The organism is Runella sp. (assembly GCF_965279615.1).
Classification (GTDB): Bacteria; Bacteroidota; Bacteroidia; order Cytophagales; family Spirosomataceae; genus Runella.
Genome location: NZ_OZ257252.1, coordinates 6,024,153 through 6,043,842 on the forward strand (window position 1 = coordinate 6,024,153; position 19,690 = coordinate 6,043,842).

At 43.5% G+C, this 19,690-nt stretch carries 17 protein-coding genes; 9 read left to right on the forward strand and 8 right to left on the reverse strand.

The features are described from left to right. Positions 1–448 precede the first annotated feature (448 nt). The 5 genes from ACQY73_RS25260 (at position 449) to ACQY73_RS25280 (ending at position 6,570) form a co-directional block, all read left to right on the forward strand. A complete protein-coding gene (locus ACQY73_RS25260; protein ID WP_428656380.1) occupies positions 449–1,306 on the forward strand; it encodes a glycerophosphodiester phosphodiesterase family protein in 858 nt (285 codons plus the stop codon). A 129-nt stretch (positions 1,307–1,435) separates the two neighbouring features. After that, complete coding sequence (locus ACQY73_RS25265) at positions 1,436–1,630, forward strand: hypothetical protein (protein ID WP_428656382.1); 195 nt, start codon at positions 1,436–1,438, stop codon at positions 1,628–1,630. Positions 1,631–1,721: 91 nt separating this feature from the next. Further along, positions 1,722–3,368 carry a glycerophosphodiester phosphodiesterase family protein gene (locus ACQY73_RS25270; RefSeq protein WP_428656385.1) on the forward strand — a complete coding sequence of 549 codons (1,647 nt, stop codon included), beginning with the start codon at positions 1,722–1,724 and terminating at the stop codon, positions 3,366–3,368. Between the two features lie 9 nt (positions 3,369–3,377). Then, on the forward strand, positions 3,378–5,159 hold the full coding sequence (locus tag ACQY73_RS25275) for a fibronectin type III domain-containing protein (protein ID WP_428656387.1): 1,782 nt from the start codon (positions 3,378–3,380) through the stop codon (positions 5,157–5,159). Between the two features lie 82 nt (positions 5,160–5,241). Beyond that, positions 5,242–6,570 carry a DEAD/DEAH box helicase gene (locus ACQY73_RS25280; RefSeq protein ID WP_428656390.1) on the forward strand — a complete coding sequence of 443 codons (1,329 nt, stop codon included), beginning with the start codon at positions 5,242–5,244 and terminating at the stop codon, positions 6,568–6,570. A gap of 195 nt (positions 6,571–6,765) precedes the next feature. Here ACQY73_RS25280 and ACQY73_RS25285 read toward each other — a convergent pair whose 3' ends face one another. The 3 genes from ACQY73_RS25285 to ACQY73_RS25295 are packed head-to-tail and all read right to left on the reverse strand — an operon-like array spanning position 6,766 to position 9,530. Next, positions 6,766–7,599, reverse strand: coding sequence for a polysaccharide deacetylase family protein (locus tag ACQY73_RS25285; protein WP_428656392.1), 834 nt, complete (start codon positions 7,597–7,599; stop codon positions 6,766–6,768). A 21-nt stretch (positions 7,600–7,620) separates the two neighbouring features. Continuing rightward, positions 7,621–8,397 carry a glycosyltransferase family 2 protein gene (locus ACQY73_RS25290; RefSeq protein ID WP_428656395.1) on the reverse strand — a complete coding sequence of 259 codons (777 nt, stop codon included), beginning with the start codon at positions 8,395–8,397 and terminating at the stop codon, positions 7,621–7,623. After that, the gene (locus ACQY73_RS25295) at positions 8,376–9,530 is read right to left on the reverse strand and encodes a glycosyltransferase family 87 protein (protein WP_428656398.1); all 1,155 of its coding nucleotides are present in this window, start codon (positions 9,528–9,530) and stop codon (positions 8,376–8,378) included. The genes ACQY73_RS25290 and ACQY73_RS25295 overlap by 22 nt, the downstream gene beginning before the upstream one ends. 558 nt (positions 9,531–10,088) lie before the next feature. On the opposite strand from ACQY73_RS25295, the gene ACQY73_RS25300 reads away from it, so the two are divergent. The 4 genes from ACQY73_RS25300 to ACQY73_RS25315 all read left to right on the forward strand — a co-directional run bounded on the left by ACQY73_RS25300 (position 10,089) and on the right by ACQY73_RS25315 (position 14,768). Further along, positions 10,089–10,403 (forward strand): ArsR/SmtB family transcription factor, encoded by a 315-nt coding sequence (locus ACQY73_RS25300; RefSeq protein WP_428656400.1) that lies wholly within the window; start codon positions 10,089–10,091, stop codon positions 10,401–10,403. A gap of 4 nt (positions 10,404–10,407) precedes the next feature. Then, positions 10,408–10,836, forward strand: a complete 429-nt coding sequence (locus ACQY73_RS25305) for an SRPBCC family protein (protein ID WP_428656402.1) — start codon at positions 10,408–10,410, stop codon at positions 10,834–10,836. A gap of 205 nt (positions 10,837–11,041) precedes the next feature. After that, positions 11,042–13,366 (forward strand): c-type cytochrome, encoded by a 2,325-nt coding sequence (locus ACQY73_RS25310; RefSeq protein WP_428656404.1) that lies wholly within the window; start codon positions 11,042–11,044, stop codon positions 13,364–13,366. A gap of 55 nt (positions 13,367–13,421) precedes the next feature. After that, complete coding sequence (locus ACQY73_RS25315; protein WP_428656406.1) at positions 13,422–14,768, forward strand: enolase C-terminal domain-like protein; 1,347 nt, start codon at positions 13,422–13,424, stop codon at positions 14,766–14,768. 312 nt (positions 14,769–15,080) lie between these two features. On the opposite strand, the gene ACQY73_RS25320 is transcribed toward ACQY73_RS25315, so the two are convergent. The 5 genes from ACQY73_RS25320 to ACQY73_RS25340 all read right to left on the reverse strand — a co-directional run bounded on the left by ACQY73_RS25320 (position 15,081) and on the right by ACQY73_RS25340 (position 19,620). Further along, on the reverse strand, positions 15,081–16,733 hold the full coding sequence (locus tag ACQY73_RS25320) for a S41 family peptidase (RefSeq protein WP_428656408.1): 1,653 nt from the start codon (positions 16,731–16,733) through the stop codon (positions 15,081–15,083). Between the two features lie 25 nt (positions 16,734–16,758). Then, positions 16,759–17,181 carry a hypothetical protein gene (locus ACQY73_RS25325; RefSeq protein ID WP_428656410.1) on the reverse strand — a complete coding sequence of 141 codons (423 nt, stop codon included), beginning with the start codon at positions 17,179–17,181 and terminating at the stop codon, positions 16,759–16,761. A 28-nt stretch (positions 17,182–17,209) separates the two neighbouring features. Then, complete coding sequence (locus ACQY73_RS25330) at positions 17,210–17,689, reverse strand: hypothetical protein (protein ID WP_428656412.1); 480 nt, start codon at positions 17,687–17,689, stop codon at positions 17,210–17,212. Next, positions 17,686–18,276, reverse strand: a complete 591-nt coding sequence (locus tag ACQY73_RS25335) for an RNA polymerase sigma factor (RefSeq protein ID WP_428656414.1) — start codon at positions 18,274–18,276, stop codon at positions 17,686–17,688. The genes ACQY73_RS25330 and ACQY73_RS25335 overlap by 4 nt, the downstream gene beginning before the upstream one ends. A gap of 234 nt (positions 18,277–18,510) precedes the next feature. Beyond that, on the reverse strand, positions 18,511–19,620 hold the full coding sequence (locus tag ACQY73_RS25340) for an acyltransferase family protein (RefSeq protein WP_428656416.1): 1,110 nt from the start codon (positions 19,618–19,620) through the stop codon (positions 18,511–18,513). Positions 19,621–19,690 lie beyond the last annotated feature (70 nt).

The window sequence follows — 19,690 nt, forward strand, 5'->3', positions numbered from 1 at the left end:
TTGATTATGATCATTATTTATTTACCCATAAATACCGTTCGATTTTTCAAACCCCGATCTTTTGGTCGGGGTTTGTGCTTTTAATAGGACTTCAAAATGGAACGTGTTGAATAAAAAAGTATTGCTTTAACGTCCACCGGTCGGGTTGTGAGCAACGGCTGCGGCCGGTTATTTCAAATGTCCTTAAATTTCTGCTCAATGTATGTATCTGCCTTTTGCCAATCTAAAGCAGTTGTTTTGTCAGGCATTCTTTTTGTTTCCTTCTTTCGAAAATACCATGTTTATGTGTTCAGTAGATGTGGTTAAAATAGTGCATTTATATGCGTTGATAAATGACCGGCGTTCAGGGTTTCAAATGAAATTCCGACAATTTGATCAATAAAAAAACAGACAAAAATTAGTCTTTTTATGAATTTCGGAGGTATTGTTTAGTAAATAAGCATTTCCCATGAAAAACAGAATCATTGTCCCCTTTTTGGGAGTAACCATTGTTGTCGGAAGTATCGCTGCCATAGCATTACGTAACGTTGCAGACATTAAAAAGGATTTTCTGACAACCAATTCCAAGACAGTGTTGGTAGCTTCCCACCGCGCAACCCACAATGTTTTTCCCGAAAACTCAATTCCTGCGGTGCAGGAGGCCATTCGATTGGGCGTTGATATCATTGAGATCGATGTGAAAGTGACCACTGATAGAGTACCGGTATTGATGCACGATGGCAAAATTGACCGCACAACCAACGGTAAAGGCAATCCTGAAGACATGACGTTGGAGCAGGTTCGAAGTTATAACTTAATGGTCAGGGGTGAAAAAACGAATGAAAAGATACCGACGCTTGAAGAAGTGTTACGATTGGCAAAAGGGCGCATTTTGGTAGATCTGGACCTGAAAACCGATAAACTGGGACCGATCATTGAGGTAGTGAAAAAGACCAAGACCGAAGATATTGTTTTTTACTTTGACAGCGATTATGATGCGTTGAAGTTTGTGGACAAGGTCGATAAGAAATACATGCTCATGCCCCGTGCGCACTCCAAAGCAATGGCCGATTCCGCCATTACGCTCTTCAAACCGGAAGTAGTACACATTGATTTTTCGTTTTACACTCCCGAAGTCGTCAATCTTATTAAAAAACGCGGAGCGCGAGTATGGATCAATGCATTGGGAAGTATTGATGGATTATTGCGCACCGGCAAACAAAGCGAAGCCCTTGATCAATTGTTAAAAAACGGCGCTAATGTGATCCAGACCGATGAACCTGAATTACTGTTAAAATTGCTGAAAGAGAGAGGATTGCATATTTAAAGGTAGGTATTTTTTCGCAAAACGGTGTTTTTGTCCTATTCGTTAATTGAAAAATTAAATTTAATGGATTTATAATAGCCCTTTATGATTGCATCTAAGTATATATACATGTAACAAGCCAAAAAAATAATGGAAAGTAACCGTCCTGAATATTTGATTGGTAAGCTAATGCGCAACGAGATGTCACTGGGTGAACTCGAAGAATTTTTGGCAGGTATTGGGGAAAAGGAGATGTCGCCCGCTTACTCGGAAGTATTGGAGCAATATTTCAATGAATTGCTTTCCGAAAACGTAAATGCTGCCGGTGTGCAGCAGGAGAAGTAGTCTTTTCTGATTTTATTCACCTGTTTTTCAACGCATGAGCTTTCTTCAGCTCGGCATTATTTATTCGAACTACCTGCGAAAGTAAATTATAATGATAAAATACACGTCTAAATCTCTGTTGTTTTTAGTAATAACAGCACTGGTTTTCAGCAGTTATGCGCAAAGCACTTTAGCTCCGCTGCCAACTTCCAAGAATAAGTTTGTGGTGATCTCTCACCGTGGCAATCACGTCAATGTTCCCGAAAATTCCCTTGCCTCCTACGAAGAAGCTATCAAAAGCGGCGCAGATTATACAGAAATAGATGTGCGTACAAGCAAAGACGGTGTTTTGGTCATTCATCATGACGGGACGTTAGACCGCATGACCAATGCTACAGGGAATGTGAAAGACAAAACTTTGGCCGAATTAAGCCAACTGCAACTCAAAAGCCCCAAAGCCGGTGACGCAACTGTTTATCGAATTCCGACGTTTCGGGAAGTACTGAAAGTCTGTAAGAATCGGATCAATATTTACCTGGATTTCAAAGAAGCTGATGTGGCCGAAACCTGGAAACAGATTCAGGAAGAAGGCATGGAAAAGCAAATAGTGGTGTATCTCAACAAGATACCCTACTATAAGCAATGGCGCAGCATAGCGCCTCAAATGCCCTTGATGACGAGCCTGCCGGAAGAAATAAAAAACAGCCAACAACTTAAATTCTTTTTGGGTCAGGCCAAAATAGAAGTTTTGGATAATATCGGTGAACAGGCCATGGGGCAAACCGCTCAAGAAGAGGGCACCGCCGTTTGGCTGGACGTTCAGAGCCCGTCTGAAGGTAAGGATGCGTGGGATTCGGCACTGAATAAGGGAGTGCAGGGCGTACAAACCGATAACCCCGAGGCGCTGGTAAACTACCTGAAAACCAACGGGTGGCGCGATGGAATAGCTAAAAATGCTGTTAATGTCCCTAAAAAGCCGGCCTACCAATCATTGATGGATGTGTCGTACGGGTATGCCGAAAACGATGAAAATAAATTCGATGCGTATATCCCTGAAAATCATACACCTGATACCAAAGTGATCGTGTACATTCACGGAGGTTCATGGAGCAGGGGTGATAAAAGCGAATTTCCGAAACAACTGATTGATGAATTGGTTGGAAAGAAAGGATATATTGTTGTTTCGATGAATTACCGTTTGGTCAAAGACGGAAAAAATCTTTTCCCTGCCCAGATTCAGGACGTTAAAAAGGTCATTGCTTTTTTATCTGCTCAATCGAAAAGGTATCGTTACAATGGCAATGAATTTGCGCTCATGGGCGGTAGCGCGGGCGCACATTTAGCCATGTTGTATGCCTACGCACATGACCCGTATAAACAGGTTAAAACCGTTGTCAATCTTTGGGGACCAACCGATTTGACAGACAAGTCTGTACGCGCCGACGGGAGCGATGCCAACAATACCGTCATTCGGTTCCTGGGCGAGGCCGACCCTAAAGCAAAGATTTGTGTGGATGCGAGCCCGTTGCTTCATCTCACCAAAGAAACGGCCGTACCTACGATCTCATTTCACGGCGTTGAAGACCCGTTGGTAAATGTAAGCCAAGCCGAAAATTTGCATAAAAAGCTTCAATCGTTGGGCGTGTTGACTCAATTGGAATTGTACCCCCACGAAAAACATGGCATGAGTGCTTCTGCGGCAGTAGATGTATTTGACAAAATGGTGAAGTGGTTGGATAAACAATATCCTGCGAAATAGTGTAACGCTATGAAAATCAAACTCTTTTTTGCCGCAAGTTTATTGACGACTGTGTTGATGTCAGGCATGATTGCTCGTGTTACTTTCAAGCCTCAACACACAGTGCAATCGGTCATGGACGAGGTTGTGACCAGGTTATACAGGAAATTTACTCCTGCTCAACTCGACACACTTTCCGATTCGTATATCTTAACCTTTCTTTCGGAAGAAGAAAAACAAACGCTGGCTACTCGTTATTGGACGTTTGATGTCAATGTGCCGGTGGTTGTTTCGCTTATGCACGATCAGGATCAGAAAATTCGGCCTTTTTGGCTTGAAAAAAGTGGTTTTCGCAAAACAGCCATGCTGGTCAAAAATGATGAGTATACCTATGAAGTATGGCAAAAGAGTTTTCCAAAAGGGAAGATAGAACTGGGGGTCAATGGATTTGATAAGCACCGTCCGGTCTATTTTTTGAGTGTCGGGCCGCAGAAAACCGGCGACAAACCTGTGCTGTCGAATATTTTTCCGGCACATCAGCATTTTGAAGAGATGAAAGTAGGGGCGTTTACGTACCATGATTGGGATGAACTGACGCTTACAGAAGTTCCCTCAAAGCTACAGGGGCAATTATTGTTGACAACCGTTCGCGGGCGCGCACGAGAAGCCCATTTAGTAAAAGCTTTTCGCCAAACCGAATATCCCGCCGTTAATAAGCCCGATCAATTGTTGCTTACTTGGAGTGCTGATCCCACCACGACCATCAATGTGCAATGGCGTACCAAATCAAACGTGAATACCGGAAAAGTGCAGTATTGGACAAAATCTTCGTCGGATACGTTGGTAACCGCTGCTTCTCCGTTTACGATGGAAGACCGCCTCTTACGTAACGACCGTTATATTCAGCGTTTTACGGCCCATCTTTCCCATCTTATTCCCGCTACCAATTATTATTATCGCGTAGGTTCATCCGACGGCGGTTGGTCGGAAGTAAGTTCTTTTAAAACCGAAGCCGCGAAACCGGAAGCATTTTCGTTCATCTGGTTTGGCGATACCCACAAATCGGCTGACTGGGGCAACATGGCCCGTCAAACGCTGGAAAGGCACCCTGAGATTTCTTTTTATTCTGTCATCGGCGACTTGGTCAGTACAGGCCTTGACCGTAACGAATGGGATGAGTTTTTTCAGCATTCAGGAAAAATTTTCAGCCAAAAACCTTTTATGCCGATTCCCGGCAATCACGACAGTCAGGATGGTTTGGGGGCGGCCATGTACCAAAACATGTTCAGTTTGCCCGTCAATGGCCCCGATAAGCTGCCAACAGAGCGTACATATGCCTTCAATTACCAAAATGCTTTGTTTGTCATGCTTGATGGGACATTTCTGGTAGATGATCAAACCGCTTGGATTGAAAAACAACTTTCTCAAAGTAAAGCCAAGTGGAAGTTTGTCATGTTGCATTTTCCGCCTTACAATTTTGAAGAAAATTACGCGAATATTCGCAAAGAATGGGGTGTGCTGTTTGACCGTTATCATGTTGATATGGTCATGAGCGGCCACGTGCATTATTACATGCGCAGCAAGCCGATGTATGCCGAAAAACCGGCAGCTTCTCCGGCTCAGGGAACGATCTACACCATCTCTATCAGCATTCCGAGCCACCACAAAAATTGGCCGGAAGAACCTTACGCAGCGGCCCGTTTTCAGAGTGGCCCGGTGTATCAGCACATTCGTATTGACAAAAACGAATTGACCTACCGCTGCCTTGATCCGAAGGGTAATGTGAAGGATGAATTAAAGATCGTGAAATAAAAACTGCTGCCTTGATTCAGGGCTTTTTATGTAAATCCCGCTGATTACCTGTACCTTTGCCCTTTATTTTAAATGCATAGGTATGACTTTCGACGAATTAAATCTCAATAAACCACTACTCAATGCCATCAATGACTTGGGCTTTACAACCCCTACTGCCATTCAGCAAAAGGTGTTTTCGGTGGTAATGTCGGGACAGGATGTGTATGGTATTGCACAAACGGGCACGGGCAAAACCCTTGCTTACTTACTGCCCTGCCTTCGGCAATTTCAGTTTTCAAAAGAAAAAAATCCGCAGATCATAGTATTGGTTCCCACACGCGAACTGGTAGTTCAGGTAGTAGAATCGGTGAAGAAATTAACCACCTACATGAACCTGCTCGTAGTAGGAGTGTACGGAGGTGTGAATATGAAACCGCAGGTAGCAGAGGTTGCTCAGGGCGTAGATGTGCTTGTGGCAACTCCCGGGCGTTTGGTGGATTTTCTATCAAGTGGCGTGATCAAGCCCAAAGCCGTGAAAAAATTCATCATTGATGAGGCCGATGAAATGCTCAATTTGGGCTTTCGGGCGCAGTTGAAACTCATTCTGGATACGTTACCGGAAAAACGCCAAAACCTTCTGTTTTCGGCCACCATCACCGAAGAGGTTGAGCAATTGATGCAGGAATATTTTCACCATCCTGTCAAAGTAGAAGCAGCGCCCGCCGGCACACCGTTGGATAATATATACCAAACGGCATATCAGTTGCCTAACTTTTATACTAAAGTAAATCTGTTGGAGCTTCTCTTAGGCCACGACCCTGAAATGGTCAAGGTATTGGTATTTGTGGCTACCAAAGCATTGGCGAATCAGTTGTTTGAACAATTGGAGAAAGAATTTGGTGAAACGGTCAGCGTGATTCATTCCAACAAAGCCCAAACTCAGCGTTTTGAAGCAGTTGAACGCTTTCAAAGCGGAGCGTGCAAAGTGCTGATCGCTACTGACGTGATCGCGCGCGGATTGGATGTATCGGAAGTGTCGCACGTGATCAATTTTGATTTACCCGAACTTCCTGAAACCTATATTCACCGCATTGGGCGTACGGGTAGAGTAGATAAAAAAGGGATCGCCATCAGTTTTATCACTGAAAAAGAGAAAGAGCAACAGGAGGCCATCGAAGCCTTGATGAAGCAACCGATTCCGATAAGCCCTTTGCCTAAATTGCTCGAGATCTCGGAAGATCTGACCGCTGAAGAAAAAGACACCGGTTACACAAAGATCATTAACTTGAAAATAGTAAAGAGTGACACGTTTGGTGGGGCTTTTCACGAAAAATCCGAAAAGAATCAAAAGGTAAATGTGCGTCGGAATCACGCCAAAGAAATGATGCAGAAGTATGGCAAACCCATTCGGAAGTCAAGAAAATCATAAACCTTCGTTTACTTATAAACATTTCGTACTATGAAAAAAGCAGGATTTTTTGCTCCGTTAGTGAAGTTTGTCAAGGATATTATTCAGGGACGAATCAAGATTGATGTTGTCTAAGATAAAACATTTAACGCCTCTGCCGCTATGCTCATCGTTCGAGGCGTTAAATGCTGACTTTTATCAAAGTACAAATACGCCTTATGATTTGATGACAGTCTCCTCTGCAAGCGCCTTTTTATAAGAAAGTCCCTTTCGCTGCTCATGATTTTGGAGTTCATGACAACTTATAAATGTGGCTTTTTGGCCGGATAAAAAAATCAACAATTCTTCAAATTGGTCTAAAAGTACTCTTCCCGATTTCTTTTTCACATAAGAAGGGATCGGGTAGGTAGTTAGATCGGAAAACTCCCAAGGGTGGAAGTAGAGCGATAAAAAATGACGACGTTTCAGGGTAATTGCGCATAATCGCTTATATAGACCCAAGGGGATGTTTTTGAACATGATCCAAAATAAAGGCAATCGCAGCCACGGCAACACAGACGACGGAATTTCCAGAATATTCCCTATTAGATGCGGCTGTGCCTTTTTGAAAAAGAAGTTATACCGCCCGGGCAGATAGGTAGGATTAAGGGAGGCATCGTATTGGTACCCATATTTTGCCAGATCGGCAATATCAAAGCGCATCAGACGGGGCATTCGGAAGCCCCATACGGGTTTTTGTATGATTTGTTCCAACACCTCTTTTGACGCTTTTATATCCTCCCAAGTGGTGGGTTTACGGTAATCATGGTAAAAAGAATGAGACGCTACTTCATGATCCTGAGCTATCTTTCGAATGAGTTCAGGGTGATGAAGTGCAAAATTTGCCGTACAAAAAAAAGTAGCCTTTGCCCGGTATTTCTCTAAAATACTCAGCAGCGATTCTAAGCCTATTCGGGAAACCGCCATTTGCTGTTCCATAGGCATGTCTATACCGTATTCCTGCGGAATATCAAATTCTTCGACGTCAAACGTTAATAAAATTGCCTTCACGATTTTGTCCGTAGATTTTGATTATGCAATGTTCCTCTTGAGGTTTGCCTTGCGGTTCTCTTTTAACGCTTTCTCTTCCGATTGCATGGTATTTACCTTAGGATACAAGATGCGAAACAGGCTTTGGATTTCTTTGCCGATGACCCCAATGGAGAAATTACTGAATGTAATATTTTCGTTGGGAGCAACGGTCACGGTGGTATATTCCAAATTCTGCAAACGTGAGGCCCTAATCAAAAATTCGATCTCAAACACGAAGGAATTGGTCTGATTCCGTAAAAAAAGGTATTTAAGCTCTTTTTTGAATCCTTTGATACCTGCCTGTGTATCTGTTAATTCCTGCGGTAGCCATAAATAATTCATGGCTTTCAGGGTTCTTGAAATCACCTGACGTTTCAGAGATAGCTTGTCAAAATAATCCTTTGAACGTTTTCCCACCACCAATTCATACCCATTCTGAAGCCGATCACAAATTTGTTGAATACAATCTGTACCGAAAGGAAAATCAAGATCGGTATAAATAATGTAGCGCCCCGAGGCATGTTTCACGCCTTCCCGGATGGCATATCCTTTACCGCAATTACGGGAATAACTGACCCACTTAAGCGAAGGGTAGGGCAATGGTGAAAAAAGCGGCGACAGATCTTTTTTAGAGCCGTCATTAACAATGATGAATTCGATTGATAAATCCTCAAAAGTATTTTCAATCGCTCGTACCTGTTCCAAATATGCCGTAAGCCACTCAGCAGGAGGATTGTAACAGGGGGTAATGATACTCAAATAGACTTCGGATACCATAGATTAGTTTGTTTTAATAGGGATAGTTGTAAACTGCACCAGACACCGATGCAGCCAATCGCTTTAATACAATAGGGACCGAAGAAATGGCTTCTTATGAAAGATGGATAAACGTCGAAAGGAGCAAGAATAGAAAAGAAGAAAACGAAGGCCAGCCAGAATTTGTCGATTCCGGTACGATCACTGAAAACATACCAAACGGCTACCCCTGAAATAGCGGTAATATAAGAGGCAGACTCAGCTGCGTGGTTAAAGATAATCACCCAAATAAGCAGATAAGCTAAAAATTGCCAACGTAATCTGATCTGCCGGCTTGCGGCCGAGAACCAATACAAAATGCCGGTGGTCAGTAGCAGGCCTAAAATGCCTGCTATCTGAACGAGAAGAATATTGATTTTTCCGGGGAAGAAAACATTCAATACACCCATTACACCCAACCCAATGTTTACTTTGCGGTCTGATTGAAGGCATTCGTACCATTCCTGATAGATTTCTACCCAACGTTGTGCTCCTGTAAAAGGCAAAGGCAACAACATCAGCGCCGCCAGACATAGTATAAAATAGCCGCCGGTCTTTATTTTTTCGGGATAAAACAAATACAAAACCACTACGATCACCCCATATCCTTTGATGCAGAAGGCAATGGCAGGACACAATGCCGCCCAAAAAAGCAACCGACGTTCTAAACAGGCGAAAGTCAACAGGCAAAGGGCCGCAATACTCGAATTGGTCTGAACATTATGAAGGCTGGTATTAAGTTCCAAGAGGCAAAACCACCAGATGAATACTTTTGAGTCTTGAGAAACAGGTAGTTTTTTGATAGCCCAAAAACTAAATAAAGTACTGAAAATCAGCCATAAAAATAGCCCGACAGCGACCGGCGGTAAACTGAACGGAAGAAAGAAGACAGTAAAGGCCGGAGTATAAAGAAAAAGATCGTAGTACTGAGCAGGATATTCAAGATGGAGATTTTGATGATTAACCAAATGAAAAAAAGCCTCCCGAAAGATGGTGAAGTTGTTATAACTGCTTTTTCCTAACACCAAACATTGGATATAGGTAATCAGCGCTATCAATAAATAGACAGCAAGGATGGTTTTTTCTGAACGAAAAAACCCTAAAAACTTCGACATTAGGTTAGGCTATTAGAAACACACACACATTAATTCTCCACAAAAAAATCTCTCATTACTTAAGAACTCATTAAAAATGAGTAATAATTATTTTTTATTTTTCTCCTATTCGTCAAAGCACAAAAGGCCAAACATCTGAATAGGTTTACCGTTGGAACGACGGTTACCTTTACTCAACGGAATTTGACTTTATGCGCCTTCCGGGAATTGTTAACTATAAATGAACATTGGGGTTTGCGAATCGCGAAGCAATTTAATATTCGTCTACGAAAATACCAATTTTGTAGACGAAAATATTGTATTACATCGACAAAAAATGGCACTATGTCGGGTGTAAATATCCTTCTTCAGGCCGTAAGCAGCGAACGAAATCCAGCCTCTTGGGTTAACAGTTCCCTCGAAATTTTAAAACTTTCCAATATTTCAACGGAGCTGCTGCCAATTTGAACATCGCTTACTTTGATAGTATTTGTCATAAAAATAATTATAAAAAATTTGCGTAACCGAAAGGTTACATTTAAATTTGTAACCGATTGGTTACTTAAATAGCACTAAACAATGAGACGAGATGTTTTTCAGGCAATTGCCGACCCGACAAGGCGTAATATCATTAACCTTATTGCGCACCAAACCCTGAATCTAAATGCGGTAGCTGAAAAGTTTGACATCAGTCGGCCTGCTATTTCAAAACACATCAAAATTCTGACTCAATGTGGACTCATTATCATCAAAAAGGAAGGGCGGGAGCGGTATTGTGAAGCCAAACTGGACAAACTGAACGAAGTAGCTGAATGGATAGAACAGTATCGTATCTTCTGGGAAACTAAATTGGATGCACTGGATAATTTTTTAAAAACAAATCAAAACGACTAACGCCATGACAAAACAGGACGTAAAGATTGAGCGCGTGTTTGACGCGCCGATTCAAAAAGTGTGGGAAGCACTTACCAACAACGAACAAATGAAACAGTGGTATTTTAAGTTGCCGGAATTCAAAGCCGAAAAAGGGTTTGAGTTTCGATTCTATGGAGGGCGTAAAGATGGTATACAATACCTGCATGTTTGCCAAATCACCGAAGTCATTAAGGAGAAGAAACTTGCGTATACTTGGCGTTATGATGGGTATTCCGGCGACACACTGGTCACGTTTGAATTGTTTGAAGAAGGCAATAAGACCAAATTAGTGCTTACGCACGAAGGCTTGGAAACATTTGATCTGTCTAACAAAGACTTCGCAAGCAGCAACTTTGCCGAAGGTTGGACATCTATTGTGAACGTGGCTTTGAAAAAGTACTTGGAACAATAGGAATCAGGGCAGACGCAAATGGGCGGAGGCAAGCCCCGCCCCTACAGGGTTGGTTTCGTAGGGGCAGGCCTTGCGTCTGCCCTGATTGCGTCTGCCCGTTTGCACCTACGTATGTTCAATACACACAATAAACCCTAAAAAACAAGTATATAGCCCCTATAAATGCCTTCCTGTTTCAGAAAGAATTTGTTTTTTGATTGAAAACATGAAGGTTCGATTCTCCATTTTGCCTCTGTTGGCAGTTGTACTATTGATGCTCGCAGCAGGCAAACTGCCGCAAAGAGAAGATATTCAACGCCCGCTTGATGTGTGGGCGATTCGGTCGGTGTTGGACAAAAAGCCCCGAATGTTGACGTTAGCACTTGACAAAGAATGTTATGTAGCCTACGATCTGGCAAAGTGCAAACTCTACAAAGTTTGGAAAGGGGGTATTTCATTGGACGGCGCAGCCTATACCAACAAGAAAGACATTCAGCCCGGGTCATGGGGAACGGCTTATCGGGTGGATAGTATTCAAACGCCTCAATGGCGCATAAATATCGGCGGGAAGGAACATTTGCCTAACGTGCTGTACAAAGGCTATGCTTTCAACCGGCAGCAGATCTACCTGAAATTTGCGTTAATCCTTTCAAAAGATACAATTCTTGTGGAAGAACGCCCCGAATTTGTAAGAAACAAAATGGGGGAACCGGGGTTGGAGCGAATGTTCAGCACTTCAAATGTTCCTGCCGGTGCGACCGTTTCTTTGCAATCTACCGATACAATAGCTATTCTGTATTCCAACAAAACGACTTATTTAGCTACTTATTTTGAACCGCTGCCGGAGCAATTTCCGCCTAAACCGGCCGAAAAGGCCGTTCATGCAGGTAGGGCGTTGATGGACAAAAGCGATTGTTTTGTTTGCCACAAAGTAGATGAAAACGAAGTGGGTCCATCGTTTCAACGCGTGGCTCAGCGCTATCCTAACAATAAAAAGTCGGTGGAGCAATTGGTGAATAAGATCAGGGAAGGAGGCACGGGCGTATGGGGGAACGGTGTCATGAATTCGCACGCATTGCTGAAGGAAAGTGAACTGACAACAATGGTCAGCTATATTTTTACTTTAAAACCCAAAGAAGCCGTTGTCAGTAAACCCGTTACTGAAAATAAAGAAATTAGTGTAAAAAGAGTGAACAGCCCGGGTTTTGGTGCGCCGCTGGAAAAAGTACATCCAAGTTATGACCTTCAAACACTGCACCGAAAAGACTTTAAACCACGCGTAGGGGCAATAGCCTTTAAGCCCGACGGACGATTGCTCGTGACCACGTGGGACGAGGTGGGCGGGGTATACCTATTGGATGGCGTAGCTACCGGCGATACAAACAAAATTACCGTTAAACGTATTGCGTCGGGGTTGGCCGAACCGCTGGGAATTGAAGTAGTAAACGGTGACATCTACGTATTGCAAAAACATGAGTTAACCAAACTGATTGACACCGACGGCGATGATATTATTGACGAATACCGGGCGGTGTGCAATAGTTGGGGCGTCACGGCTGATTTCCACGAATTTGCCTTTGGATTGGTCTACAAAGAAGGCTTTTTTTATGTGACACTCTCAATGGCCATGCGCCTCAAACCCGACGAAAAGCAATTGCCCGACCGGGGCCGCACGCTCAAAATTGCGCCGGACGGCAGTTTTGAATCCGTCAATTATGGTCTGCGTACTCCTAACGGCATTGGATTGGGTGTTGACAATGAACTGTTTGTGACTGATAATCAAGGGCAATGGCTGCCCGGTAATAAATTCATTCACATCAAAAAAGGAGACTATCACGGCATGGCGTGGGGATGGCTGAGTGAAGAAGCGGCTCCGCCGATGACTCCGCCCGCTATTTGGTTGCCCGAGCACGAGATCGGCAATTCACCTTCCGAACCTGTGTTGGTAAAAGACGGCCCATACAAAGGTCAAATGCTTCATGGCGACGTGACGTACGGCGGTATTCAGCGGGATTTTCTGGAAAAAATTAATGGAGAGTACCAAGGTGCTGTTTTTCGGTTTTCGCAGGGATTTGAAGCGGGCGTAAATCGCCTGCGGTGGGGACCTGATGGAGCGCTCTACGTAGGAGAAGTAGGTATGGTGGGTGGCGGTTGGAGTTGGAAAGACCGGGTAAGGGGCCTTCAAAAATTAAAATATAACGGTAAAAGTACCTTCGAGATGTTGGCCGTACGCGCTAAACCGCAGGGCTTTGAGATCGAATTTACGGAGCCGCTCAAAGCCGGACAAAAGCTGAAACCGACTGATTTTCTGATTCAGCAATGGTGGTATTTGCCGACCAAAAACTACGGTGGCCCAAAAATGGATCTGACGACGATGAGTATCAGCCAACTGACTGTTTCAAAAGACAGAACCCGGATAGTGTTGGAAATTCCAAATCTTAAGAAAGAACACGTCGTTTATTTTCGATTGCCTGATGCACTCAAAAGCAGCAGCAGTCAGTCATTGTGGTCTTCGGAAACTTGGTACACGTTAAATAATATCCCGAACTGATTTCCCGATTCATATGGACTTTATTAAAGCTCACTCCCTTACCAGGCGAGAATTTATGAAATATACAGGCACCGTGGCAGCATTGGGCATGACGGAATCAGCGTTTGCCGGACAGAAAGAAACGCCCATTCGTATAAAGAATGTAGATGCGAATTTTGAGCGTGAACCTCTCAATGCCTATCGCTTTAAAGGTGGCGCGATTACCGACAGTTGGCAGGCCGTGGCCATGTTGGAATCAGAATCGGGTGTTCGGAAAGTTGGATTGGGAACCCAGGGCGTACTTTGGTCGGATGCGAGGGTGGCGGCAGGACATTCTGAAAGTGCCGGCAATGCCCTCATGTACACCATGAGCGAACGTGCATTACAGATCATCAAAGGTACGTCTTTTACAAACCCCGTCGATTTGCTGGAACACGTATTGCCGGAAGTATTGGCTTACGGCAAAAAGATAACCGGAATTGCTGATTTGCGCAAAACCTTTGCCCTCAATGCGCTGGTGTGCGTAGACAATGCCGCATGGCTGTTGTATGCACACGAGAACAACATGAAAACCTTTGACGAAATGATTCCGGCGGCGTATCGTCAGGGCTTATCGTATCGGCATGACAAGGTAGCGAGTATTCCGTCCTTCAGCGTTGGAACTACCGCCGAACGCATCAAAACCGCCGCCGACGAAGGCTATTTTATTCTGAAACTCAAAACGGGTGCGGCGGGTACGCAAAAAGAGATGTTGGAGAAAGATCTGGCTTTCTTAACAGCATTGCACAAGACCATTGGCCATTACGAAACACCGTATACCAAAAGCGGAAAAATTCCGTATTATTTTGACGCAAACGGCCGTTATGAACATAAAGATACGTTGCTGCGGTTTTTGGATCATGCCAAAAAAATCGGTGCTTTTGACCAGATTGCTGTGGTGGAAGAACCGTTTGCGGAAGACAATGAAGTGTACGTTGGCGATTTCGGCGTGCGCATTGCCGCCGACGAAAGTGCCCATACTGTGGAAGACGCCGCCCGCCGCATTGAGCAGGGATATTCAGCCATTGCCGTGAAAGCCATTGCCAAAACATTGAGCATGACCATGAAGATTGCACAACACGCTTACGAAAAAAACATTCCCTGTTTTTGCGCTGATTTGACGGTAAATCCCATTTTAGTAGATTGGAATAAATCCGTTGCCGCCCGTTTGCCGCCTTTTCCCAACATGTCGATCGGATTGCAGGAAACCAACGGGCATCAGTACTATAAAAATTGGGATAAGCTTGCGAGTTATCACCCCAGGGCCGGCGCCACGTGGACGAAAACAATCAAAGGGGTGTATCCGACAGATGCGTCATTTTATGCCCAAAGTGCGGGGATTTTTGAGCCTTCGGCGCATTATGAAGCTTTGTTTCCGAAATAGAATGAAATCTTTGAGAGCCCAACCGCCCCAACATTTAATGTTTCTTCCGTTAAGTGTTGGGGCGGCTATATATGAGCAGGATAAAGCAAAGCAATTCTTCTTCTTCTTCCTAATGCATACGAATAACGATACGTTATGTCATTATATCAAGTGCCTGAAAGTACAAAATTGTCAAGTGGAGTCGTGATTTCTATGCAACTGTATTAAAATTATTTATAAAACCGGAAAGTTACTCTTAGGAAGAAACTTCCGGCATTTAAAAACCAATTTTTGCACGCAGGAAACTTTTTCAAAATGGCAGAAATAACCCCGTTAGGGTTTATCCATTAATCGGAGCGCATAGCGTAAGCATACATCCTGTGCCGTGATCACTTCTTGGATAGAAGGCACAACCTTGTAGTCCGGCAAGACACCTCTATCAGCATAGCGACTCTTTCTCACTGCCAAGCCGTAGTTGAAACGCGGAATGGTCATTATGAGTTTACTGTGCGGAAGTTCAATGCGTACGGTTTGCCCGGAGGTATTGCCATAGTAACCACCGGCTGTTTCTTCTCCAATGAATCTTCCCCGCCGATTGCTTTTGGCAATTGCACAAAAATCGGCCGCCGTTGAAAAAGTCAACCCATCAATCAAAAACAGGACGGTTCCCTTAAAGTTGATTGCCTGAGGTTGCTGAAGACCCAGCAGGTAATTGTCATTGACCGTGAAAACCTTTGAAGTTGATTTTTCAGAAGCAAAATAACGAAAAGGTTTGTCTGTCAAATAAGAATAAAGCAAGGGGCTGTAGGCATTAAATCCGCCGCCGTTTCCTCTCAGATCAATAACCAATCGACTAATTTTCTTAGCATTTAATTCGGCAAAGATGGTTTGCAGAAACTCTTTAAAATTCAGTCCGGCACGCTGCAATCTACCTTCGTCAAACGTTTTAACGGTGAGAATAGCCGCATTCTTCGGGAGGTACTGTACATACAAGTCTCGGGGAGCTGTTGGCAGATTTTTTGTTTCACAATCAATTTGATTGGCAGGAATCGCCGCAATCGTCTCGGTTTTGATACGCCCCTGTCCATCTTTGTATTTTATCGCAAACAAACTATCGTTGCCCATCACCCATCGATACAGAAAAGCAAAAGCCCCGTTGTTTAAGGTATTAATTTTCTTGGTTGTAATACTGCCGTCTGAAGGTAAATACTTAAACATTTGCTGTGTAATTAGAGAAATAGATCGATTATTAATGGCCAAAATCTCGGTCCCGGCTGAAAATATTCCGGCATAATTGCACCGGATAAATGCTCGGTCGGCCGTAAAATAAAGATACAGGGGAAAGAGTTTACCCTGCGCCTGATAGTTTTTCAACAGGAGCGAAGAAATGTTCCCGGTAGTATGACCATCCTGAATAAAGCTGATGACCTGCATGATTATTTTGCCGAATTCCAACCGCGTCATCGACCGATTAATGCTCAGTAAGCAATCGTCCAATAATCGATTCACATCTTTTTTGGATTGATACCGATACAATCCCGCATGTTCATTTTCCAACGATTTTCGAAAAACAACGAAATCCATAGCCAGTCGTTCGGCGCTGATCAAATCAGAAGTAATGGCGGCACTTTCTGCGGGCATGGCAATGCGAGTGTAGCAGGAATCTTTCCCATTGAGAAGTACGATAAAATCGTAGTATTGTCCCGGCTTGGCCCGGAAGGAAATTGAATCTTTATCGGTATAAAAAGTAATTTCTCTTTCCATGGCTGGTTGTAAAGCATGATAAATATCCGGCTTTACTTCCGGTGACAAATTCCAGATTCCTTTTTGAATGACATAGCCGTCTTTGATATCGGCTGTGGCAGAGGTAGCCGTGATGATTCGAGGGGTCTGCTGCGCTTTGACAAGCGAAACGATCAGTGACATTCCTACCCAAAGGGCAATACGTCCCCATTTCCCTGTCGGGAGTCGTTTAATGAATTTCATGTTATTGATTGATTTAGTGAGAGAGTTACTTTTCTGAGTACTTACTAAAGAAGAAATAGCTTAAAAAACTGCCGGCCACGCAGAAGGCCATGATGGCCAATGAATGAATGCCCAAGGGTAAGGTGTAGTGGATAATGGTCAGAGCAATGCCAATTCCCATCAGAATAGTAAACCACTTGATATTACTGTTTCGGTCTTCTTTGGGGTTGACATGTAACAAAGCCGAGGCAACACTTTCCGGCACGCCTTTTTCGACAATTCTTTTTTTGATTCGATGATCAAGGAGTCGTTTCATAACGGAGAGAAAAAAAAGCATGACCAGTGCCAAAGTGAAAATAGAGGCCGTTATATTGAAAACGTCTTCATCGACGCCTGAAGCGGTTGCCTCTTGCGCTTGGACCGTGTAGGATACGGTTAAAAGAGAAATGAAATTGAGGATTTTTTTCATGGTTGTTCTATAAAAATGTAATAAAGAATTAGACCGACAGGGAGCCGAATTGTTGCAATTCCAGTTGTAAAACTTTCATTTGTTTGCTGTGCTTTAGAAACATATCAATGCCGAGAACTACAAAAAGGGTCAAAATCATCATAACGGAAATTCCTAACGTCATAGGGGCAATTTTGCCAAAAAGAAAGCCTCCGGAAGTCATAAAGATCAGATAGATCAGTACACCTGCACCTAGTAAGATTCCTGCGCCAAGCCAATAGACGGAATAGCTTTTTCTGAGAGCGACAGGTCGCGGCGCGGGCAGTTGTTGCATCACTGATTCCGCTACGTCAAAATCAAACATTGGTGCGGCGGGCTTCATTATCGGGGAGAACATCCGTTGATAAATTTCTGCTTTTTGGCGACAAATTTTGCACGATTGGATATGCGCATCAAATTGGGACGGACAATTCTTCCCGTTCAAGGCATACTCCTGAAGTTCCGGATCTGAAAGGTGCTTCGTATTCATAGAATTTCATTACTGTAGTGTTTCAATAAGCGGTCCTTAAGTGCTTTTCTGGCTCGAAATAAGTAGTTTTTCACGGTTCCGACGGGCAAGTCGGTAATGGCGGCCATTTCGTCGTAACTCAACTCTTCGTAGTGATAAAGAGTGATCAAAAGCTTATAGATCGGCGGTAGCGTTTCCATGACGGATTGGATCAATTCGGAAAGCTCGGCCCGAAACAAAAGTTGCTCCGTTTCATTGTCATATGCAGTGAGCGTTTTATTTGACAGATAGTCTAATAATGCTTCTCCATTTTCAGGGGCTGAATCGTACTCACCCGGCAGGACGAGCTTCTTTTTGTCGAGATAGGCAAGACAGGTATTGTAAGCGATTTGACCTATCCATGTACTGAGTTTAGACTGAAACTGAAAGGTTGATAAATTTTTATACGTCTTCAGATAAATATCCTGCGCCAAATCTTTTCGATCTTCCGGGTTTTTAATCAATTTAAATACAATTTGGGCAACCAGTCCTTGGGTTTGCTTGATAATAGCCGCAAAGAGTGTAGATTCTCCCCGCAAAATTCTATTGATCAAGTCTCTTTCTTCCACGTTGTTATTGGGTTATTTCATGGTATTAACAGATTAGACAGGTGAAATAAAAAAAAGTTGCACTATCTGTAGAACAGGCAACTTTTTGAAGAAAACTACGGTGTGTCAATCACAACTTTGACTGACAATAGATTGCAGTTTATTTCTTGTAATGAATTCGCAAAAAATGCTCTGACAATGAGAGCCTTATTGGGAATAATGACCGACTCAACCGTTAAATCGTTTATAACCCGCTTAAACTTTGACGAAGATTTTGTAGCGATACATCACATACAGCACCAGCCAAACCAGAATCAACCCACCCAAGGCATTGAAAACCTCGTGCCATTTTTCGGGGGCGTGAGAGTAAAATCCTGCAAAGAGCAGCCGCGATGATTCGCCGAAATCGACAAAGCGGCAAAGCAAGTAAATCGCCAACGAATTTCGGCCGATCACTTTAAAGAAAAATGCCCATTTGGTAAATCGTTGGACATCCATTACCCAATAAAAAAGCGCGACCAAAAGCGTAGCCATACCGGCGGTCAGCAGAATAAATGAACTTGACCACAAGTGTTTGTTGAGTGGGAAAACCGTAGCCCAGAGTAACCCTGCGGTAATTCCAACGGCAGCCATTGCTCCTAATCGAATCAGTTTGACGCCAACGTCAGATTTGTCATGTAAAATTTTACCCGCCAAAGCGCCAAAGATGGTTAAACAAGTAGCGGAAAGCTGGGTCGTCATCGCCAACTCGTCATAAGTGGTTTGCTTTAAGCGTCCGGGCATGAAAGCGCGGTCGATCCATCCCACTAAATTCCCTTCAAAAGTAAGGTTACCACCGCCATAGTCGCCGACGGTAATAAACAACAGTGCTGCATGATACAACCCAAGAATGGCAAAGGCGATTAAAAGTTGCGTGATCCAAGTAGTGTTCAGATAAAGGACCGCTACCAAAAAAGTGGCAATTCCAATCCGACCAAGCACGGTGCCGTAACGGATATGGGCGGGGTCAAAAATATCAATGGGCGCGTTTTTATCCAGTATTCCCAATAGAAACAAAATGACCATTCGCTTAAAGACCTTTTCCAATAATTTGGAAGGTGGAATACCTTTAGCCATACCGTTTTTAAGACTGATGGAAAGTGAAACCCCTGCCAAAAATAAAAACAACGGAAAGATGAAATCGTAGAAAGTAAAGCCGTTCCAGGCAGGGTGCTCAAACTGCGCGGCAAGAGAATTAAGAAAGGTGCTGTTGGTTTTTCCGCCCATTAAAAAAATGAAGGCACCGCCGCCGGAAATCATGAGCATATCAAAACCGCGAAGCGCGTCAAGCGAAGCCAGACGGCTTGGATGAGAAGCAGAATTCATTGTATCAGGTAAAAGGTTTAAGTATATTTACCTATAAATCCATTTACGGCTTTATTTACTATTCGAAATG